This window comes from Pseudomonas sp. LAIL14HWK12:I7, from assembly GCF_000483465.1.
GTDB classification, from domain to species: domain Bacteria; phylum Pseudomonadota; class Gammaproteobacteria; order Pseudomonadales; family Pseudomonadaceae; genus Aquipseudomonas; species Aquipseudomonas kermanshahensis.
In genome coordinates, this window is record NZ_KI519606.1 from 326,562 (window position 1) to 343,997 (window position 17,436).

The 17,436-nt window shown below is 62.6% G+C and carries 13 protein-coding genes; 11 read left to right on the plus strand and 2 right to left on the minus strand.

Translation table 11 applies throughout. The features are described 5' to 3' along the window. Nucleotides 1-2: 2 nt before the first annotated feature. Nucleotides 3-1,040, minus strand: coding sequence for a formylglycine-generating enzyme family protein (locus tag D886_RS0124225; protein ID WP_027596359.1), 1,038 nt, complete (start codon nt 1,038-1,040; stop codon nt 3-5). Further along, nucleotides 1,037-2,701: an arylsulfatase gene (locus D886_RS0124230; RefSeq protein WP_027596360.1), complete on the minus strand. Its 1,665-nt coding sequence runs from the start codon at nt 2,699-2,701 to the stop codon at nt 1,037-1,039. Before D886_RS0124230 ends, D886_RS0124225 begins: the two co-directional genes overlap by 4 nt. 283 nt (nt 2,702-2,984) lie before the next feature. On the opposite strand from D886_RS0124230, the gene D886_RS0124235 reads away from it, so the two are divergent. The 11 genes from D886_RS0124235 to D886_RS0124285 all read left to right on the plus strand — a co-directional run bounded on the left by D886_RS0124235 (nt 2,985) and on the right by D886_RS0124285 (nt 17,352). Then, entirely contained in the window at nt 2,985-4,376 is a 1,392-nt protein-coding gene (locus D886_RS0124235) for an alginate export family protein (RefSeq protein ID WP_027596361.1), read from the plus strand. A 32-nt stretch (nt 4,377-4,408) separates the two neighbouring features. Further along, nucleotides 4,409-5,641: a 3-(3-hydroxy-phenyl)propionate transporter MhpT gene (mhpT, locus tag D886_RS0124240; protein WP_027596362.1), complete on the plus strand. Its 1,233-nt coding sequence runs from the start codon at nt 4,409-4,411 to the stop codon at nt 5,639-5,641. Then, a complete protein-coding gene (locus tag D886_RS0124245) occupies nt 5,638-6,177 on the plus strand; it encodes a DUF3237 domain-containing protein (protein ID WP_033694340.1) in 540 nt (179 codons plus the stop codon). The genes mhpT and D886_RS0124245 overlap by 4 nt, the downstream gene beginning before the upstream one ends. An 89-nt stretch (nt 6,178-6,266) precedes the next feature. After that, a complete protein-coding gene (locus D886_RS0124250) occupies nt 6,267-7,097 on the plus strand; it encodes a p-hydroxycinnamoyl CoA hydratase/lyase (protein WP_027596364.1) in 831 nt (276 codons plus the stop codon). A 47-nt stretch (nt 7,098-7,144) separates the two neighbouring features. Next, a complete protein-coding gene (locus D886_RS0124255) occupies nt 7,145-8,593 on the plus strand; it encodes an aldehyde dehydrogenase (protein WP_027596365.1) in 1,449 nt (482 codons plus the stop codon). Between the two features lie 80 nt (nt 8,594-8,673). Then, entirely contained in the window at nt 8,674-10,533 is a 1,860-nt protein-coding gene (locus D886_RS0124260; RefSeq protein WP_027596366.1) for a feruloyl-CoA synthase, read from the plus strand. After that, the gene (locus D886_RS0124265; protein WP_027596367.1) at nt 10,530-11,777 is read left to right on the plus strand and encodes a thiolase family protein; all 1,248 of its coding nucleotides are present in this window, start codon (nt 10,530-10,532) and stop codon (nt 11,775-11,777) included. The genes D886_RS0124260 and D886_RS0124265 overlap by 4 nt, the downstream gene beginning before the upstream one ends. A gap of 13 nt (nt 11,778-11,790) precedes the next feature. Beyond that, on the plus strand, nt 11,791-13,539 hold the full coding sequence (locus D886_RS0124270) for an acyl-CoA dehydrogenase (RefSeq protein WP_027596368.1): 1,749 nt from the start codon (nt 11,791-11,793) through the stop codon (nt 13,537-13,539). A 307-nt stretch (nt 13,540-13,846) separates the two neighbouring features. Further along, on the plus strand, nt 13,847-14,893 hold the full coding sequence (locus D886_RS28265; protein ID WP_155951463.1) for a hypothetical protein: 1,047 nt from the start codon (nt 13,847-13,849) through the stop codon (nt 14,891-14,893). Between the two features lie 106 nt (nt 14,894-14,999). Further along, nucleotides 15,000-16,505, plus strand: a complete 1,506-nt coding sequence (locus D886_RS0124280) for a hypothetical protein (RefSeq protein ID WP_081717554.1) — start codon at nt 15,000-15,002, stop codon at nt 16,503-16,505. 601 nt (nt 16,506-17,106) lie between these two features. Continuing rightward, on the plus strand, nt 17,107-17,352 hold the full coding sequence (locus D886_RS0124285) for a hypothetical protein (RefSeq protein WP_027596371.1): 246 nt from the start codon (nt 17,107-17,109) through the stop codon (nt 17,350-17,352). Nucleotides 17,353-17,436: the final 84 nt, after the last annotated feature.

The following is a 17,436-nucleotide window of genomic DNA, read 5'->3' on the forward strand; positions in this document are numbered from 1 at the left end:
CTTCACTCGCCCTCTGCTTGCCGTACCGTCCGAAACCCGACATGAGACGTCGCCAGGTACACCGTCTGCGGTTGCCGTGCGGAAGGCCGATAGCGCATGCACGCGTCCGCCGAGCACAGGTGTGACCCGCCTTTGATCACCGCCACTGGTGTGCCGGGTTGGGCAGGGTCGTAGCTGTCGTCCAGCGCCGGGCCTAGTGGGTCGAGTGCGGCATCGCGGGCCTGATCATGCCCAGGGCGGTAGCCGCTGCGGGTCAATTCCCAGACATTGCCCCCCGCGTCGAACACGCCAAAGCCATTGGCCACGAAGCAGCCCACCGGGGATGTGCCCGTGAAGCCATCGAGCGCTTGATTGTGATAGGGGAACTGGCCCTGCCAGGTATTGGCCATGGGTTTGCCTGTGGGCTGCTCGGTAGCGCCCCAACTGAAATCCGCATCCTGCAGGCCACCGCGCATGGCGTATTCCAGCTGGGCCTCGGTGGGCAGTGTGCGGCCGGCCCATTGGGCGTAAGCCTGGGCATCGCGCAGGGTCACTTGCACGACCGGGTGGTTTGCCCGCTCACGCCAATGGCTATCGGGCCCCAGGGGGTGGCGCCAGCTCGCCCCGGCAACGAACTGCCAGCCCGGCCGTAATACCTCGGCACCCTGTTTGAACACCATCGCCCCTGGCACCCGCAGCGTGCCAGGTAGGTCAGGGGCCGCTTGCGCGTCGATGCCCTGTTCAGCCTGGGTCACGTAGCCGGTGGCCTGCACGAAGCGGTCGAACTGGGCATTGGTGACCGGGTGCACGTCGATCCAGAAGGCCGAAACCTTGGCCGGGTGCGGTGGGCCTTCTTCACTGTAAAAGCGGCTTGAGCCGAAGCTGAAGGTGCCACCGGGCAGCCGTACCATGCCGTCGCGCCACGGCCCCTCGCGGGGCGCGGGCACACCGCTGTAACCGCTGCACAGCAGCGCCGGTGCAGGGGCTGCGGGCCATGCCGCATAGGCGGCGGCAAGCACGCCGAGGGCGAGTGCCGCGCCCCCGAGCAGCCGGGGTGTCATGGTTTGCTGACCAGCGCGGGGGAAACAGGCCGGCCCTCGGTCGTGATAACGATGTTGTTGCGCTGGGCGTAGCTTTTCCAGTCGCGCAGCAGTTCGGCCACCTGCTGGGGCTGTTGTGCGCCCAGGTCATGGTGCTCGCCTGGGTCCTTGCTCAAATCGAACAAGCGCCACGCCGGTGCAGCGTCGGTGGTGTCGAACAGCAGTTTGAGGTTGCCTTTGCGCAGTGAGGCGTTCCCGTTGATTTCCCAGCCCATGGCCTCGTCGCGGGGGTGGATCTGCGTGTCCCGGCCTTCAAGGTAAGCCAGGGCCGAGGTGCCTTGCGGTGGCACGATGTCGCGGTCGCGGTACTTGATGCCAGGCAGTGAAGCACCGGCCAGTTGCAGCAAGGTCGGCATGATGTCGCGCACGCTGGCCAGTTCTTCGCTGCGCCCGGGTTTTATCGTGGCAGGGTAGTGGACGAAGGCCGGTACGCGGATGCCACCCTGGTAGGTGGTCATCTTGTAGCGGCGGCTGGGCAGGGCGCTGACCTGGGCCCATGCCGAGCCGATCATCAGGAACGAATCAGGCCGGCCGTAGTTGTCCAGGCGGTTATCGAAATTGCGTTTGATCCATTCCGGGTCGACGCGGTTGGCGTTTTCCGGGCCATTGTCAGACATGAACAACACCAGGGTGTTGTCCAGCTCGCCGGTTTCACGCAGGTGGTCCACCAGGCGGCCCACCTCGGCGTCCAGTGCTGCCACCATCGCGGCATACACCTCCATGGTGCGTGCTGACTGTTGCCGTTGCTCCGGGGTCAGCGACGCCCAGCTGGGCACACCTTCGAGTTGTGGCTCCATCGGGAAGTCCGCAGGCACCAGCCCGGCCTTGCGCTGGCGCTGCAGCCGCTCGCGCGCGATCTGTTCGTAGCCTTGGTCATAGCGGCCACGGTACTGCGCCAGGTACGCGTCGGGCGCTTGCAGCGGCCAGTGCGGTGCGGTGTAGGCGGCGAACGCGAAGAAGGGCTTTTGGCTTGCCTTGCCCTGGTCGATGACGTCGATCAGGCGGTCAGTGAACCAGCGGGTCGAGTAGAAGTCGTTGGGCAGTTCCACCGGCTCGCCGTTGTGGCGGAAGCTCCAGCTGTAGTTGGGCAGCAGGCCCATGTTGGTTTGCTTGAAGTGCGCCGCGCCGCCCTCCAGCAACACGTACGCCTGGTCGAAGCCGCGGTTTTGCGGCTGCTGCGCGGGCGTCATGCCCAGGTGCCACTTGCCGGCAATGTAGGTGCGATAACCGGCATCGCGCAACAACTCGGCGAGCGTGGCCACATTGGCGCCGAGCACCCCTTCATACCCCGGTTGCACCTCGCTGCCCGCCGGCAGGCGCCCACGCGACTCGGCCATCATACCGACCCCGGACAGGTGCGGGTCGTTGCCGGACATCAGCATGGCGCGGGTGGGCGAGCAGCTGGGTGAGGCATGGAAGTCGAGCATCAGGCGTCCGTCGGCCAGCAGCTTGTCCAGGTGCGGGGTCGCGATCTCGCTGCCCAGCGCAGACAGGTCGGAGAACCCCAGGTCATCCGCGACCACGAGCAAAATGTTGGGTTGTTTAACGGTTGGCGCGGCGAACGCTTGGCTGGCGCCGAGCAGCAGCAAGCTGAAAGCGAGCAAGGGCTTGGAGGGGATCATGGGTTTCTCTTTATTATTGTGGGTGGGATGCACTACATGATTTTTTTATTTAATTATCTTGTCAAGGAATGAAGACCGGCGACGACCCTGGCTGAAACGCTTCTGTCCGGGTTCATCCAGGCAATCCGCCTAAATAGCGGGTTTAAAAACTGTTCGATCAGCGAACAGTGATCGCGCCCCGTTGTATGCGATAAGCGCTGACGGCTATTGACGGCATCATCGTTAAACAAAATAATCGTTAACAGAGTTATCCATTTTCACAACAACAAGAAAGGATATTCTGATGACGAAGCCGCTGACGGGGGCATGTCTGTCCCTGGCGCTGTTATCAATCGCCCAGCTTTCACAAGCGGCGAGCCCCCTGGAAGACAGCCGCCCAGGGCGGCCTGGTGCGCCGCGCTGGGTCGAGGATTACCGTTTTCTGGATGACCCAGGTAAAGCCCGCGATCCTTTCGATGGCCTGCGTTACCATCGCCTGTCCGATAGCGCATGGCTGCAACTGGGCGCGGAAGCGCGCTACCGCGCCGATTCACTGGACAAACCCTTCTTCGGCCTGCGCGGGATCAAAGACGATTCCTACCTGATGCAGCGCCTGCAAGCCCACGCCGACCTGCACCTGTTCGACGATGCGCTGCGTGCCTTTGTGCAAGTCGAGAACACCCGCGCGTTCGGCAAGGACCTGTACTCACCGAACGACGAAAGCCGCAACGAAGTGCGCCAGGCCTTTATCGACCTGAACCATGACATTGACGGCGGGCGTTACACGGCCCGTGTCGGCCGCCAGGAGATGGCGTTCGGCAACCAGGTGTTCGTCACCTACCGCGACTCCCCCAACATCCGCCAGACCTTCGACGGCCTGCGCGCCAGCCTCAACCTCAAGGACGGGCGTAAGCTCGATGCCTTTGCGGTACGGCCGGTGAAGACCGGCGAGGACAGCTGGGATGACGGCAGCAATAATGGGGTCAAGTTTTATGGCCTGTACGGCACCCTGCCGTTGACCCAAGCCTGGAACATTGACCTGTTCGCCTTCGGCCTGGAAACCGACGACCGCGCCCTGGCGGGTGAAACCGGTGATGAACAGCGCTACACGTTCGGCACCCGCCTGTTCGGCCGCTACCAAGCCCTGGACTGGAGTTGGGACTTGGCCGGCCAAAATGGGCATTTGGGCAACGCCTCCATTCGTGCCTGGGCGGTGTCCAGCGACACCGGCTACACCTTCAACCACCCCTGGGCCCCACGCCTGGCCATGCGCCTGGATGCGGCCAGCGGTGACGGCGACCTGGGCGATGGCAAAGTCGGTACCTTCGACCCGTTGTACCCGCGCAACGGCGTGTACGGCGAGGCCAGCCTGACCACCTTGAGCAACATCATCGTCATCGGCCCGACCTTTGGCTTTTCACCCTGGCGCACCCTGCGTTTCGAACCCGGTATCTTCGAGGTGTGGAAACAGAACACCCACGACGGCGTATACATGCCTGGCATGAGCATCCTCGCCAACACCCGCGACACCGGCCGACACGTGGGCACCATCTACCGCGTCAACACCCGCTGGTTGGCGACGCCTAACCTGACGCTCGACCTGGACCTGAAGTACTACGACATAGGCGCCGCCATCCGCGATGCCGGGGGCGACGACGCCTCGCTGGTGTCGGTACGTGCGACCTTCAGGCTCTGACTCCTATTCGCATAACAACAAGAGGGCTGCACATGAGTGGTTCAATCGCACAATCGCACCGGCCGGTACTGACGATCGGCCTGTGTTTTCTCGTCGCGCTGCTCGAAGGGCTCGACCTGCAAGCCACCGGCATTGCCGCGCCCCACATGGCCAAGGAATTCGCCTTGACCCCCGCCATGCTGGGTTGGGTGTTCAGTGCCGGCTTGCTCGGCCTGTTGCCAGGCGCCTTCGTCGGCGGCTGGCTGGCGGACCGCATGGGGCGTAAACGCATCCTGATCCTGGCCGTGTTGCTGTTCGGGGGGTTCTCGTTGGCCACCGCGCATGCCTGGGACTACCCATCGCTGCTGGTGGCGCGGCTGATGACCGGGCTGGGGCTGGGCGCGGCGCTGCCGATCCTTATCGCCATGGCCAGTGAGGCCGCCCATGAGCGCCTGCGCAGCACGGCGGTCAGCCTGACTTACTGCGGCGTGCCGCTGGGTGGCGCCATCGCTTCGGTGATTGGCATGGCGGGCCTGGGCGAGGGCTGGCGCACGGTGTTCTACGTGGGCGGTTTTGCGCCCATTGCGATTGCCTTTGTGCTGATGGTCTGGCTGCCGGAGTCCCAGGCGTTTCGCGCCCAGGCCGCCGCCAGCGGCACGCAGAACGGGCTGGCAGCGCAACTGTTCGGCCCCGGCCGGGCGAGCCGCACGCTGTTGCTGTGGCTGGCATGCTTTTTCACCCTGACCGTGCTGTACATGCTGCTGAACTGGCTGCCCTCGCTGCTGATCGGCCAGGGCTATTCGCGGCCGCAGGCCGGCGCGGTGCAAATCCTGTTCAACCTGGGCGGCGCGGCGGGGTCATTCCTGACCGGGCGCATGATGGACCGTGGGCACGCTGGGCGTGCGGTGTTGATCGCCTACGCCGGCATGCTCGCCTCCCTGGCGGGGCTGGGCCTGTCCACCACCTTCGGTTTGATCCTGTTGGCCGGTTTTACCGCCGGCTATTGCGCCATCGGCGGCCAGTTGGTGCTGTACGCGCTGGCCCCCACGCTGTACCCGACACACGTGCGCGCCACGGGGGTGGGCGCGTCGGTGGCCGTGGGCCGGCTGGGGTCGATGGCCGGGCCCTTGGCGGCAGGGCAGATTCTCGCCGCTGGCGCCGGGGTAGGGGGCTTGTTGCTGGCGGCCTCGCCGGGCCTGGTGGTAGCGGCTGTGGCGGCGATGGCGCTGCTGGGGCGGCGTGCACCGCACACCGAGGCTGCGGCTTCGCAAGGGGTAGCGCCATGAGCCTGCGTAAAGGGCTTATCGCCCTGTGCTTGAGCAGCTGCGCCGCACTGGCCCAGGCCGCGAGCTATGAACCGCCGCCGCTCAAGCTCGAGCCGCTGGCGCGCTTCAGCGTTGACCTGGTGGCACCGATCTGGGAATTGGGCGCCACCAGCGGGCAGGGCAAACGGCGAATCATCCCCATCACGGGTGGGCATTTCGAGGGCCCCCGGCTCAAGGGCACCATCCTCAACAATGGCGCGGACTGGCAAGTGGTTACCCCCGAGGGCGTCGCCATCATCGACACCCGTTACCTGCTGCAGACCGACGACGGCGCGTTGATCTACCTGCGTACCGAGGGCTATCGCTTCGGCCCGCCCGAGGTGATGAAAAAAGTCGCCGCCGGCGAGGATGTCGACCCCAGCCTGTACCAGTTCCGCATCACGATGCACTTTGAAACCTCGGCCCCTCAGTACGCCTGGCTCAACCGCACGGTGGGCGTCGGCAGTGCCATGCGCCTGGGCAATGCCGTCGTCTACGACGCCTTCGAAGTTAAATAGATAATTTTGTTAATGGTTAATTGACTTAACTAAATGGCCGGGCTAATGTTCGGCCAACCACAACGAACAATCAGTACAAGAGGTGTGTGATGGGCCAATACGACAACCGCTGGCAGACCGTGAAAGTCACCGTCGAGCAAGGCATCGCCTGGGTCAGCTTCAACCGTCCTGAAAAGCGCAATGCCATGAGCCCTACGCTCAACCGTGAAATGCGCGATGTGCTGGAAACCATCGAGCAGGACGCCGACGCCCGTGTGCTGGTATTGACCGGCGAAGGTAGCGCCTGGACCGCCGGCATGGACCTCAAGGAGTACTTCCGCGAGGTGGACGCCGGCCCGGAGATTCTTCAAGAGCGCATCCGCCGCGATGCCTCCGAATGGCAGTGGAAGCTGCTGCGCTTCTACAGCAAGCCAACCATCGCCATGGTCAACGGCTGGTGCTTCGGCGGCGGCTTCAGCCCGCTGGTCGCCTGCGACTTGGCCATCTGCGCCGATGAAGCCACCTTCGGCCTGTCTGAAATCAACTGGGGCATCCCACCGGGCAACCTGGTCAGCAAAGCCATGGCCGACACCGTGGGCCACCGTGAATCGCTGTACTACATCATGACCGGCAAGACCTTCGACGGGCAGAAAGCCGCGCAAATGGGCCTGGTCAACAAAAGCGTGCCGTTGGCGCAACTGCGCGATGAAGTGGTACTGCTGGCCCAGGACCTGCTGGACAAGAACCCGGTGGTACTGCGCGCCGCCAAAAACGGCTTCAAGCGCTGCCGCGAGTTGACCTGGGAGCAGAACGAAGACTACCTGTACGCCAAGCTCGACCAGGCGCAACTGCGTGACCCGGAGCACGGGCGTGCGCAGGGCTTGAAGCAGTTCCTTGACGACAAGAGCATCAAGCCTGGCCTGCAAGCCTACAAGCGCTGAGTGATCTTGGCGTTCATTCCCGAATAATCAGAAAAGAGGAATGCCCGATGTTCGAGGTGCCATTGTTAATTGGCGGTAAGGCCCGTGCGGCCAGCGACGGCGGCACGTTCGAGCGTCGCCATCCGGTCAGCGGCGAGGTGGTGTCGGTGGTGGCTGCGGCCACCCTGGCCGACGCTGATGCGGCGGTCGAAGCAGCCCAGGCGGCGTTCCCCGCGTGGGCTGCGCTGGGGCCAGGCGAGCGTCGCGCGCGCTTGCTGAAGGCGGCCGATGCGCTGGACGCACGGCGCGACGAATTTCTGGCCATGGCCGGGGAAACAGGGGCCAAGGACAACTGGTACGGCTTCAACGTGATGCTGGCGGCCAACATCCTGCGTGAAGCGGCGTCGATGACCACCCAGATCCAGGGCAGCGTCATCCCCTCCGACGTGCCCGGCAGCTTTGCCATGGCCCTGCGTCAACCTTGCGGCGTGGTGCTGGGCATCGCGCCGTGGAATGCACCGGTGATTCTGGCCACACGCGCCATCGCCATGCCCTTGGCGTGCGGTAACACCGTAGTCCTCAAGGCCTCCGAAGCCAGCCCAGCGGTACATGGCCTGATCGGCCAGGTGTTGCAGGCGGCCGGTTTGGGGGATGGCGTGGTCAACGTGATCAGCAACGCCCCGCACGATGCGCCGGCGGTGGTCGAGCGGCTGATCGCGCACCCGGCGGTGCGCCGGGTGAACTTCACCGGGTCTACCCATGTAGGGCGCATCGTTGGGCAATTGGCGGCGCGTCACTTGAAGCCTGCAGTGCTCGAACTGGGCGGCAAGGCGCCGTTCCTGGTGCTGGCCGATGCCGACCTGGATGCCGCGGTGGATGCCGCAGCGTTTGGCGCCTACTTCAACCAGGGCCAGATCTGCATGTCCACCGAGCGGCTGATCGTCGACCAGGCCGTGGCCGATGCGTTTGTCGCCAAGCTCGGTGAAAAAGTCCGCAGCTTGCGCGCAGCGGACCCTGCACAAACCGATGCGCCGCTGGGTTCATTGATCGATGCCGGGGCCGGTGAGCGCATACAGGCGCTGGTTGATGACGCCGTCAGCAAGGGCGCGACCCTGGTGGCGGGCGGTGAGCGCACGGGCAGCGTTATGCAGCCGGTGCTGCTCGATCAGGTCAACGCCGACATGAAGCTGTACCGCGAAGAGTCGTTCGGCCCCGTCGCGGTGGTGCTACGCGCCAGCGGTGACGAAGCGCTGCTGGCCCTGGCCAACGACTCTGAGTTTGGCCTGAGCGCGGCGATTTTCAGCCGTGACACCCAGCGCGCCCTGGCCCTTGCCCAGCGCCTGGAGTCGGGCATCTGCCATATCAATGGCCCGACCGTGCATGACGAGGCGCAGATGCCTTTTGGCGGGGTCAAGGCCAGTGGCTACGGCAGCTTCGGCAGCACGGCGGCCATCGACGCCTTTACCCAGCTGCGCTGGGTCACCGTGCAGCAGGGCGCCCGGCACTACCCGATCTAACCCACGCACTCACAACAACAATAGCGAATGCATCTGGGGGCCTCTCGGCCCTCGGGCGCACTAAGGCAGAGGTAGCCTTCATGGTCTGCGAAACCCTCTCCGTTGCCCAGCGTGCGCCCTTGCGCGCCGTCAAGATCGGGCAGCCTCAGGTACAGGTGCGCCAACAAGGCGACATCCTCTACCTGGACCCTGTGGAACCCCTTGCTGCTTACCCGGCACGGCTGATGGAGCGCTTGCTGCATTGGGCCGAACAGCGCGGCGAGCAAACGTTCGTCGCCCGCCGTGGTGCCGATGGCGAGTGGCAGCACATTACTTACGCTGCCATGTTGCAGCGTGTTCGATGCATCGGCACCTGGTTGCTGGATCAAGGCCTGAGCGCCGAACGCCCGCTGGTGATCCTCTCGGGCAACGACCTTGAGCATGTGCAACTGGCCTCGGCCGCGCTGTATGCCGGCATCCCATATTGCCCGGTATCGCCGGCCTATTCACTGCTGTCCCAGGATTTTGGCAAGCTGCGCCATATCGTCCAGACCCTGCAACCGGGCCTGGTGTTCGCGGCCGACGCAGCCTATGGCAGAGCCATCGATGCGGTGTTCGAGCCCTCGGTGACACTGGTGCTGGGCGAGGGCGAACTGCCAGGCCGGGCGAGCACGCCGTTCGCCGAGGTGTTGGCCACTGCCGCACACCCTTGCGCCGACCAAGCGTTTGCCGCGTTGCGCCCACAAAACCTGGCCAAGTTCCTGTTCACGTCCGGCTCCACCAAGCTGCCCAAGGCTGTAGTCACCACCCAGGGCATGCTCTGCGCCAACCAGCAGATGCTGTTGCAGACCTTTCCGGAATTCGCCGAAGTGCCACCGGTGCTGGTCGACTGGCTGCCGTGGAACCACACCTTTGGCGGCAGCCACAATGTCGGCATCGTGCTGTACAACGGCGGCACGCTGTATATCGACGATGGCAAGCCGACGCCGCAAGGCTTTGCCCAGACGCTGCACAACCTCAAGGACATTTCCCCCACGGCGTACCTGACCGTGCCCAAGGGCTGGGAAGAACTGGTCAAGGCGCTGGAGCAGGACAGCAGCCTGTGCGAACGCTTTTTCCAACGCATGAAGCTGTTCTTTTTTGCCGGCGCCGGGTTGTCACAGGCCATTTGGGACCGGCTTGACGCGGTGGCCGTGGCCCACTGCGGCGAACGCATCCGCATGATGGCGGGGCTGGGCATGACCGAGACCTCGCCGTCGTGTACGTTCACCACGGGGCCGCTGTCGGTCGCCGGCTACATTGGCCTGCCGGCCCCGGGCTGCGAGGTCAAGCTGGTGCCGGTGGACGGCAAACTCGAAGCGAGGTTTCGCGGGCCGCATGTGATGCCGGGGTACTGGCGCTCATCCCAGCAAACCGAAGCGGCGTTCGACGACGAAGGGTTCTACCGCAGCGGTGATGCCGTGCGCCTGTGCGACCCCGACAACCCGCAGCTTGGGCTGATGTTCGACGGGCGTATTGCCGAGGACTTCAAGTTGTCCTCCGGGGTGTTCGTCAGCGTCGGGCCCATGCGCACCCAGGTGATCCTGCAGGGTGCCCCATATGTGCTGGACGTCGTGGTACTGGGCCCTGACCGCGAATGCCTGGGCTTGCTGATCTTCCCGCGGTTGCCGGAGTGCCGGCAGTTGGCCGGGCTTGGCGACCAGGCCAGTGATGCCCAGGTGCTGGCATCGCCTGCCGTGCGGGACTGGCTGTCGAGTCTGCTGGCCAGCCTCAACCGAGGCGCCACGGGTAACGCCAGCTTCATCCAGTTCGCGGGCCTGGCCGACGAAGCGCCGTCCATCGACCGCGGCGAGATCACCGACAAAGGCTCGATCAACCAGCGTGCGGTCCTGCAACTGCGCCAGGGCCTGATCGACAGCCTGTACGCCGGGCCGGGGCCGTTACGTGTAGACGCGCCATGACGGCCCGGGGGCAATTCCGCGCGTTTGCGGCGACCGCGTTGCTCGATGGTATCCGCACGCCGTGGGCCGATCTCAATGGCGCATTCGGGTTGGTCTCGCCGACCGACCTGGGCATCAAGGCCGGCCGCGCAGTGTTGCAGCGCGCCGGGCTGGAGGGGCGCGACGTCGACAGCGTACTGGCCGGCTCCATGGCCCAGGCTGACTTCGACGCCTACATGCTACCCCGGCATATCGGGCTGTACTGTGGCGTCGACCAGGCGGTGCCGGCGCTGATGGTGCAACGCATCTGCGCGACCGGTTTTGAACTGCTGCGCCAGGCGGGTGAGCAAATCCAGGCGGGGGAGGCGGGCACCGTACTGTGTGTGGCGGCCGAGTCGATGTCACGCAATCCGATCGTGGCCTACACCCTCCGTGGCGGTTTTCGCTTGGGCGGCGAAGTCGGCTTCAAGGACTTTCTCTGGGAAGCCCTGTTCGACCCCGCTGTTGGCATCAGCATGATCCAGACCGCCGAGAACATCGCCCGGCACTGTCACATCCCCCGGGCGGCAGTAGACGCCTGGGCGGCCCAGAGCTTCGCGCGGGCCATGGCTGCGCGGGCGCGAGGGTGGTTTGCCGACGAGTGCGTCAGTGTTGGCAATGAAGTGTTTGAAGCACCGGGTTTGTTGCCACGCGGCATTCGCCTGCCGCGTGGCGTTGAAGCCGTCTCCGAAGACAGCCACCCGCGCGCGACTGCGTTCGAGCGTTTGCAGCAACTGCCCCCGATTTACCCGCAGGGGGTGCAAACCGCGGGCAATAGCTGTGCGGTGGTGGATGGCGCAGCGGCGGTGCTGATGTGTTCGGCAGACCAGCTGGCTGGGCGCATGCCGATGGCCTGGTTGCGGGCCAGCAGTGTGGTGGGCGTGGCGCCTGAGCTGATGGGGCTGGGCCCGGTGCCGGCCATCCGCTTGCTGCTGGAGCGGGCAGGCCTGGCGCTGGACGCCATCGCCTGCTTTGAAATCAACGAAGCCCAGGGCGCGCAGATTGTAGCGGTGCAGCAATCGTTGGGCATCGCGCCGGAACGGCTGAATGCCTGTGGCGGCGCTATCGCCCTTGGCCACCCGCTGGCCGCAACCGGCCTGCGCCTGGTGATCAGCGTTGCGCGGCAATTGCGCGCCAGTGGCCAGCGCTATGGCGTGGTATCGGCCTGCGTCGGCGGTGGCCAGGGCATGGCCTTGCTGTTGGAAAACCCACTGGCCAAGACCTGAAAAGGAGGTTCACGTGTCTACCTATCGCGCTCCGCTGCAAGACATCCGTTTCGTGATCGATCACTGGCTGCAAGCGCCAGCGGCCTGGGAAGAATCCGAGCGGTTTGCCGGCGTTGACAGCGCGCTGGCTCACCAACTGCTGGAGGAGGGCGCGCGCTTTGCAGAACACCAGTTGCTGCCGTTGAACATGAGTGGCGACCGCGAAGGCTGTAGCTTCCACGCCGGCAAAGTGACCACCCCGAAAGATTTCCGCCAGGCCTACCAGCATTACGTGGAAGGTGGCTGGCCAGGGTTGACCTGCGCAGTGGAGCACGGCGGCCAGGGCCTGCCGCTGCTGCTCGGCGCGGCGCTGCACGAAGTGATCTACGCCTGTAACCATGGCTGGGCCATGTACAGCGGCATCGCCCATGGCGCCTACGAGTGCCTGCGCACGTTTGGCTCTGCCGAGCTGCGCCAGGCCTGGCTGGGCAAGATCGTCAGCGGTGAATGCCTGCCCACCATGTGCCTGACCGAACCCCAGGCCGGCAGCGATGTGGGGCTGCTACGCACGCAGGCGCGGTTGGATGAAGCGGGGGCTTATCGGCTGACGGGCAACAAAGTGTTCATTTCGGGGGGCGAGCACGACCTCACTGACAATATCGTGCACCTGGTGCTGGCCCGGCTGCCCGATGCGCCTGCGGGCAGCCGCGGGCTGTCGTTGTTCCTGGTCCCCAAGTTGACTGAGCACGGCCAGCCCAACGGCGTTCATTGCACCGGCATCGAACACAAGATGGGCATTCACGCCAGCGCCACTTGCAGCCTCAGCTTTGACCAGGCTCAAGGCTGGCTCATCGGCGAGCCCCATTGCGGCTTGGCTGCGTTGTTCGTGATGATGAACAGTGCCCGTACTTACGTCGGGCTGCAGGGCCTGGCCCACGCCGAAAGCGCCGGGCAGCGTGCCATGGCCTATGCACAGGCGCGTGTGCAAATGCGTGCGGTGGTGCGCCCTGAAGGTGCTCAAGCTGCCGCAGCGGACCCGGTGGCCTTCCAGCCGGCCGTGCGTCAGGTGTTGTGGCAGTTTCGGGCGCTGACCGAAGGCATGCGCGCCATCGGCTATTGGAGTGCCCATCTGCTCGACCTTGCCGAGCAGTCGCAAGGGGCGGCCCGTCACACCCTGGAGGCCCGCATCGGCTTGCTCACGCCCGTGGTCAAAGCCTTTTTCACCGAGCAAGGGTTCCAGCTGGCCAGTGACGCGTTGCAGGTGTTTGGCGGCTACGGCTACGTCACCGAATCGGGCATTGAGCAGACCGTGCGCGACAGCCGCGTGGCCATGATTTACGAGGGCACCAATGAGATCCAGGCCAACGACCTGCTCGTGCGCAAGGTGTTGGGCGACCGTGGCGAGGCGCTGGAAGCGCTGCTCGACCACGTGCTGGGAGATGCGGTCTTGGCGAGTGACGCCGAAGGCAGGCGTTGGGCGCAGCAGTTGCACGTAGCCAGTGAAGGATTACGCGCTTGGGTGCGTGGGCTTGTGCGGCATGATGATAGGGAATATGCCTACCGGGCAGCGGGTGACTTCCTGCAAGCGTTAGCGATGGTGTTGCTCGGCCATGCCTGGGCCCGAGCGGCACGCTTGGCGTTACTGCAAGTGGAGCAACCGTTCTACCGGCGCAAACGCCAAACGGCGGCGTACTTCTTTGACCACCTGTGGTTGCGTTTTGAGTACCGGTTGCAGTGCCTGCAAATGGCCGCACTACCGCTGCCGTTTGTGGATGACCTGTAAGAGGCATACGCATTTCGGTGTAGGAGCAGCCTTGTGCTGCGAAGAGGTCCGTGAGCAAACCGGGAATCTTCAGGGCTGCTACCGGCCTCTTCGCAGCACAAGGCTGCTCCTACCCAGACCGCGCAAGACCGGAGGGTGAGGCAGGGTGAGCGGTTTCTCGGACCTTTATACGGAGCCCAGCTCATAGTCGATTCGCGTCAACCTATCATTTTTACCAGTAGACGCTCATCACTATCCAGTGTGTCATTCAAGGGCGTGCAAAGCGCACAGTGGAGTGCATTATCTCTTGAAAAATGGAGGTTAATAGATGCGTGTACATTGTGTAGGGTTGATAATGCTGGCGATGATCGGGCCTGTACAGGCATGGCCTGAGCTCAATAGATACGGTAAGGAAATAGAGAAAAAAGTTACATTGCGCTATCAAGCTTATGTAGAGTCCTGTCCGAATAATCGCCCGGCTTACGAATGCTCCGGTTTATTGATAAGAGGTGTGGGCGATCCGCGTGGAAAGCATTTTAACGCGTGGGATCCCGCCCGAAAGGGAGCAACGCACGATACCTCGTTTAGTTACGTGCGCATCGGTATATCCTTTGAGCGGTTAGCGTATGGATACACCAATGGTTATATTGTGTCACCGCCAGGTCAAGAACAACCGGGTCAATTGAAGTTGCAGCCAACCTGCGTCTATCCCGTTGATGGTGCCTCGGACAAACGCTCAGACAAGGGTTGTGGAGCATATGAGGACAAGAAGGACAGCAGTGCGCCATGTGTGGTGTCGAGTGACATTGTTAAAGATGCCAAGGCCTGGTTTGAGGCCCATTCACCCATTGAAGATAAGGCCTACGACACGCGGTGCGCGTTTTCCCTTAAGGGGCCAAATGTAACGGAGGCGTTTATGACGGCACTGGCGGTCGTTGAGCGGGCGTCCGAAAAGACCACCGTGCCTAATGACTTCAAGGTGACCTCGTGGACGGCTGAAACAGCCGCAGCGCTTCCCGTTGAAGCTTTTTTCTATAATGTGAAGGATAGGGCAATTGGGCTGCCCAGTGCACAATTTAATCAGTGCCGATTCAACCGCGTGACGGGGCGTAAAGTTCCTATTCTGCGTAGGATGATACTTCAGGTGAATCTCGAGCCCTTCGAGGACAGGATCGAAAAGGTTAACCCACTGTTGGCTGAAGTGTACCCAGCGCTTAAGAACATGGCCTTTGAACATGGCACGTTGAGGGCGGCAGTCAAAAGCATCGCGCCTAGGGCTGAAGGTTTAACGGCGTATAATTCCTTTTCTTACTATTCGGAAGATCAAGTAGATGATCAGCGCTGCAGCGAGGTGCTGAGTGCGGCAGCGGGTTGACGGTGTGCTGACGCTGTGAACGCAGTGGAGCTGTTCGTAAAAAGTTTAGGTGGTGACTGTTTCTAAGGTGGCGAAATCCTTCTTGTGCCAAAGGTGATAGCTCAATATGGACAATCAATCTGCAGAAAATAACCTGCGCGTCGTTCTTTTTAATAGTGCAGTAGGTAACGTGCGCTTGGAGTTTGCGAGCCAACAATCACTCGCCCTTGGCAGCGATGGGCCGCTCGCCACGCTGTTTCAAGACGCTGAGCCTAAGGACATGCCAGATTACCTTGCTGCTGGCTACAGTGGCACGCTGGACCTTGCCAAGCGCCAATTCAGTGAAGCCTGCGCGCCCACCTTCAAGGGTACGAAGCAAACGGCCACCTCCCTGCACATCTACTCGGCGGCCGGCCAGTTGCTCAGCTTCGACGACATTACGGGTACTACCACAACGTTCACCTACGACACCAACCACCGCGTTGTCAGTTCAGCCAGTTCGGCATGCCAGACAACCAGCACCTACAACGACGAAGGCCAACTCACTCAGGAAACCATCAAGGATGTCTGCAGCGGCGCCTTGATCACGGTGAGTTACGCCTATGACCCGTCAGGCAATGAAACTACGCGCACCTTCAGTGGCGACGGCTTTCCTACGCTGAGCCTTGAGCGAACGTTGCTTAGTGATGGGCGGCTGAAGCAGTCTGTGCTAAAGGTCGATCACAAGGAGTACCGCAGCGACCATTACACGTACGACAGCGATGAGCGTCTGCATAAATGGTACTGCACGGGCGAGAATGCGCCTGTCAGCAGCAGCAACAAAGCCTATACCGAGCAGATATTTACGTACGACACCGATGGCAACGTTGTGTCGCGCAGCCACAAGTCGAGCAAGGGGCCAGGTGTTTCTACTTACGGCTATGACCCAGACCGCCCAGGTGCACTGATCTCATCGAACGGCGACCCGCAAGTCAACGATCAACGCGGCCGCACCTTGAAACGCAGCAAGCGCAAGCTCGGTTATCACGCGAATGGACAGATCAAGTCATACAGCAGCCAGGCAGGGGGGGAGGGCGCGGATTACCAGTTTGCCTATGACATTCAGGGGCGGATCAGGGAAGTGGTGCTAGGTGAGCAGCGTGAGGTGTATCACTACCGGGAAGGGTCGATCTATGCCGTTCAACAACTGGGCGATCACTTTACCGGCAAGGCAGCGAAACGGCGGATGGTGCTGCTCAATAAAAGCCCCTCGTGCTTTTTGCAGCAAATCACAGAGGCCACTGAAGACGTGTGGGACTCAACGACCTGCACGTTCGAACTGCGCGATGCTGCGGGCACCGTGTTCGCCAGCCTTAAGCACGGCCAATCTACCGCCCCGGACTATTACAGCTACCTGCCCTATGGGTTTCGTGTTCGCGACTTAGCATCCACTACCTGGCTGGGTTTTAAAGGCGAACCGCTTAACCCTTTGAGCTTGTACCACTTGGGCAATGGTGATCGTTTGTACGATGGGCAGCTGCACCGCTATCAGGTGCCTGCGGGTGCAGGTCTGCTTGCTACTCAAAATGGCTCGCCGTACGTGTACTGCAACGGCGACCCGGTGAATGAGCCGAAGCAGGTGCCGACGAGCTAAAGTTGAACATCCACTCCAAGTGATCAAGCGACAGCGCGGTACAGGAGGCTGCGCCCCCAGCACTAAAGCACAGCTACTGCGTTGCCAGGTCTGGCCTCTTCGCGGGTTAACCCGCTCCCACAAAGTCATTTGGTCCTCAACGCTTACGCATATCAGTGTAGGAGCAGCCTTGTGCTGCGAAGAGGCCCGTGACCAAACCGGGAATCTTCAGGGCTGCCACCGGCCTCTTCGCAGCACAAGGCTGCTCCTACCCAGACCGTGCGTGACCGCTGCGAAGAGGCTCAGCTGTGAAACTTCGGAGAGAGAAAATCAGATTTAACCCCTTCCTTGTAGGGCATTTCCCAAACATACTCCTGCCGCCTTTTTTCCGTTGCGGCTGTTCAGGCAGCGCTCTAGTCTCGGCGTGTCGCTGAAAACAGCGATCGGCTTTGACAGGCCGCGACGGTATTAAGCATATAGCTCGCTTCAATGGCGGCTGTACGTGCGGGCACGCTTGCGTGCGCCGGAACTTTGCTTAATCCGCCGGTCTGTCAACCCACGTACAGCTGCCACCCTTCTGTTTGACAGCAGGCAGGTGGCTGCACCATGAAAGGATTAAGTGATGCTAAAAATAGTCCCCGATCCACCCCACAACCACCATTCCCTAGAAGACACCCTCATCCAGGCAGCGGACTACGCCTTGTGCGCACAGTCCGTGGCAAATCAGGCCATTCTCCTACAGCCCAAATCACCCGTGTCGATCTTGATGATGGCGACGATGCATGAGCTGGAGGCACTGCGTGTGCTGCTGGAGTCGGCGTTGATCCAGGTGCAGATGCCGGCGCATCAGCCACGGACTCAGCACTAAGCCACAGCTAACGCGTTGTTTGATCCTCGCGGCTTACGCATTCCAGTGTAGGAGCAGCCTTGTGCTGCGAAGAGGCCGGTGACC

Bases quoted from the DNA above. Each gene is read 5' to 3' on its own strand.
- D886_RS0124225 (WP_027596359.1), bottom strand. From the start codon at position 1,040: ATGACACCCCGGCTGCTCGGGGGCGCGGCACTCGCCCTCGGCGTGCTT.
- D886_RS0124230 (WP_027596360.1), bottom strand. From the start codon at position 2,701: ATGATCCCCTCCAAGCCCTTGCTCGCTTTCAGCTTGCTGCTGCTCGGC.
- D886_RS0124235 (WP_027596361.1), top strand. From the start codon at position 2,985: ATGACGAAGCCGCTGACGGGGGCATGTCTGTCCCTGGCGCTGTTATCA.
- mhpT (WP_027596362.1), top strand. From the start codon at position 4,409: ATGAGTGGTTCAATCGCACAATCGCACCGGCCGGTACTGACGATCGGC.
- D886_RS0124245 (WP_033694340.1), top strand. From the start codon at position 5,638: ATGAGCCTGCGTAAAGGGCTTATCGCCCTGTGCTTGAGCAGCTGCGCC.
- D886_RS0124250 (WP_027596364.1), top strand. From the start codon at position 6,267: ATGGGCCAATACGACAACCGCTGGCAGACCGTGAAAGTCACCGTCGAG.
- D886_RS0124255 (WP_027596365.1), top strand. From the start codon at position 7,145: ATGTTCGAGGTGCCATTGTTAATTGGCGGTAAGGCCCGTGCGGCCAGC.
- D886_RS0124260 (WP_027596366.1), top strand. From the start codon at position 8,674: ATGGTCTGCGAAACCCTCTCCGTTGCCCAGCGTGCGCCCTTGCGCGCC.
- D886_RS0124265 (WP_027596367.1), top strand. From the start codon at position 10,530: ATGACGGCCCGGGGGCAATTCCGCGCGTTTGCGGCGACCGCGTTGCTC.
- D886_RS28265 (WP_155951463.1), top strand. From the start codon at position 13,847: ATGCGTGTACATTGTGTAGGGTTGATAATGCTGGCGATGATCGGGCCT.
- D886_RS0124280 (WP_081717554.1), top strand. From the start codon at position 15,000: ATGGACAATCAATCTGCAGAAAATAACCTGCGCGTCGTTCTTTTTAAT.
- D886_RS0124285 (WP_027596371.1), top strand. From the start codon at position 17,107: ATGCTAAAAATAGTCCCCGATCCACCCCACAACCACCATTCCCTAGAA.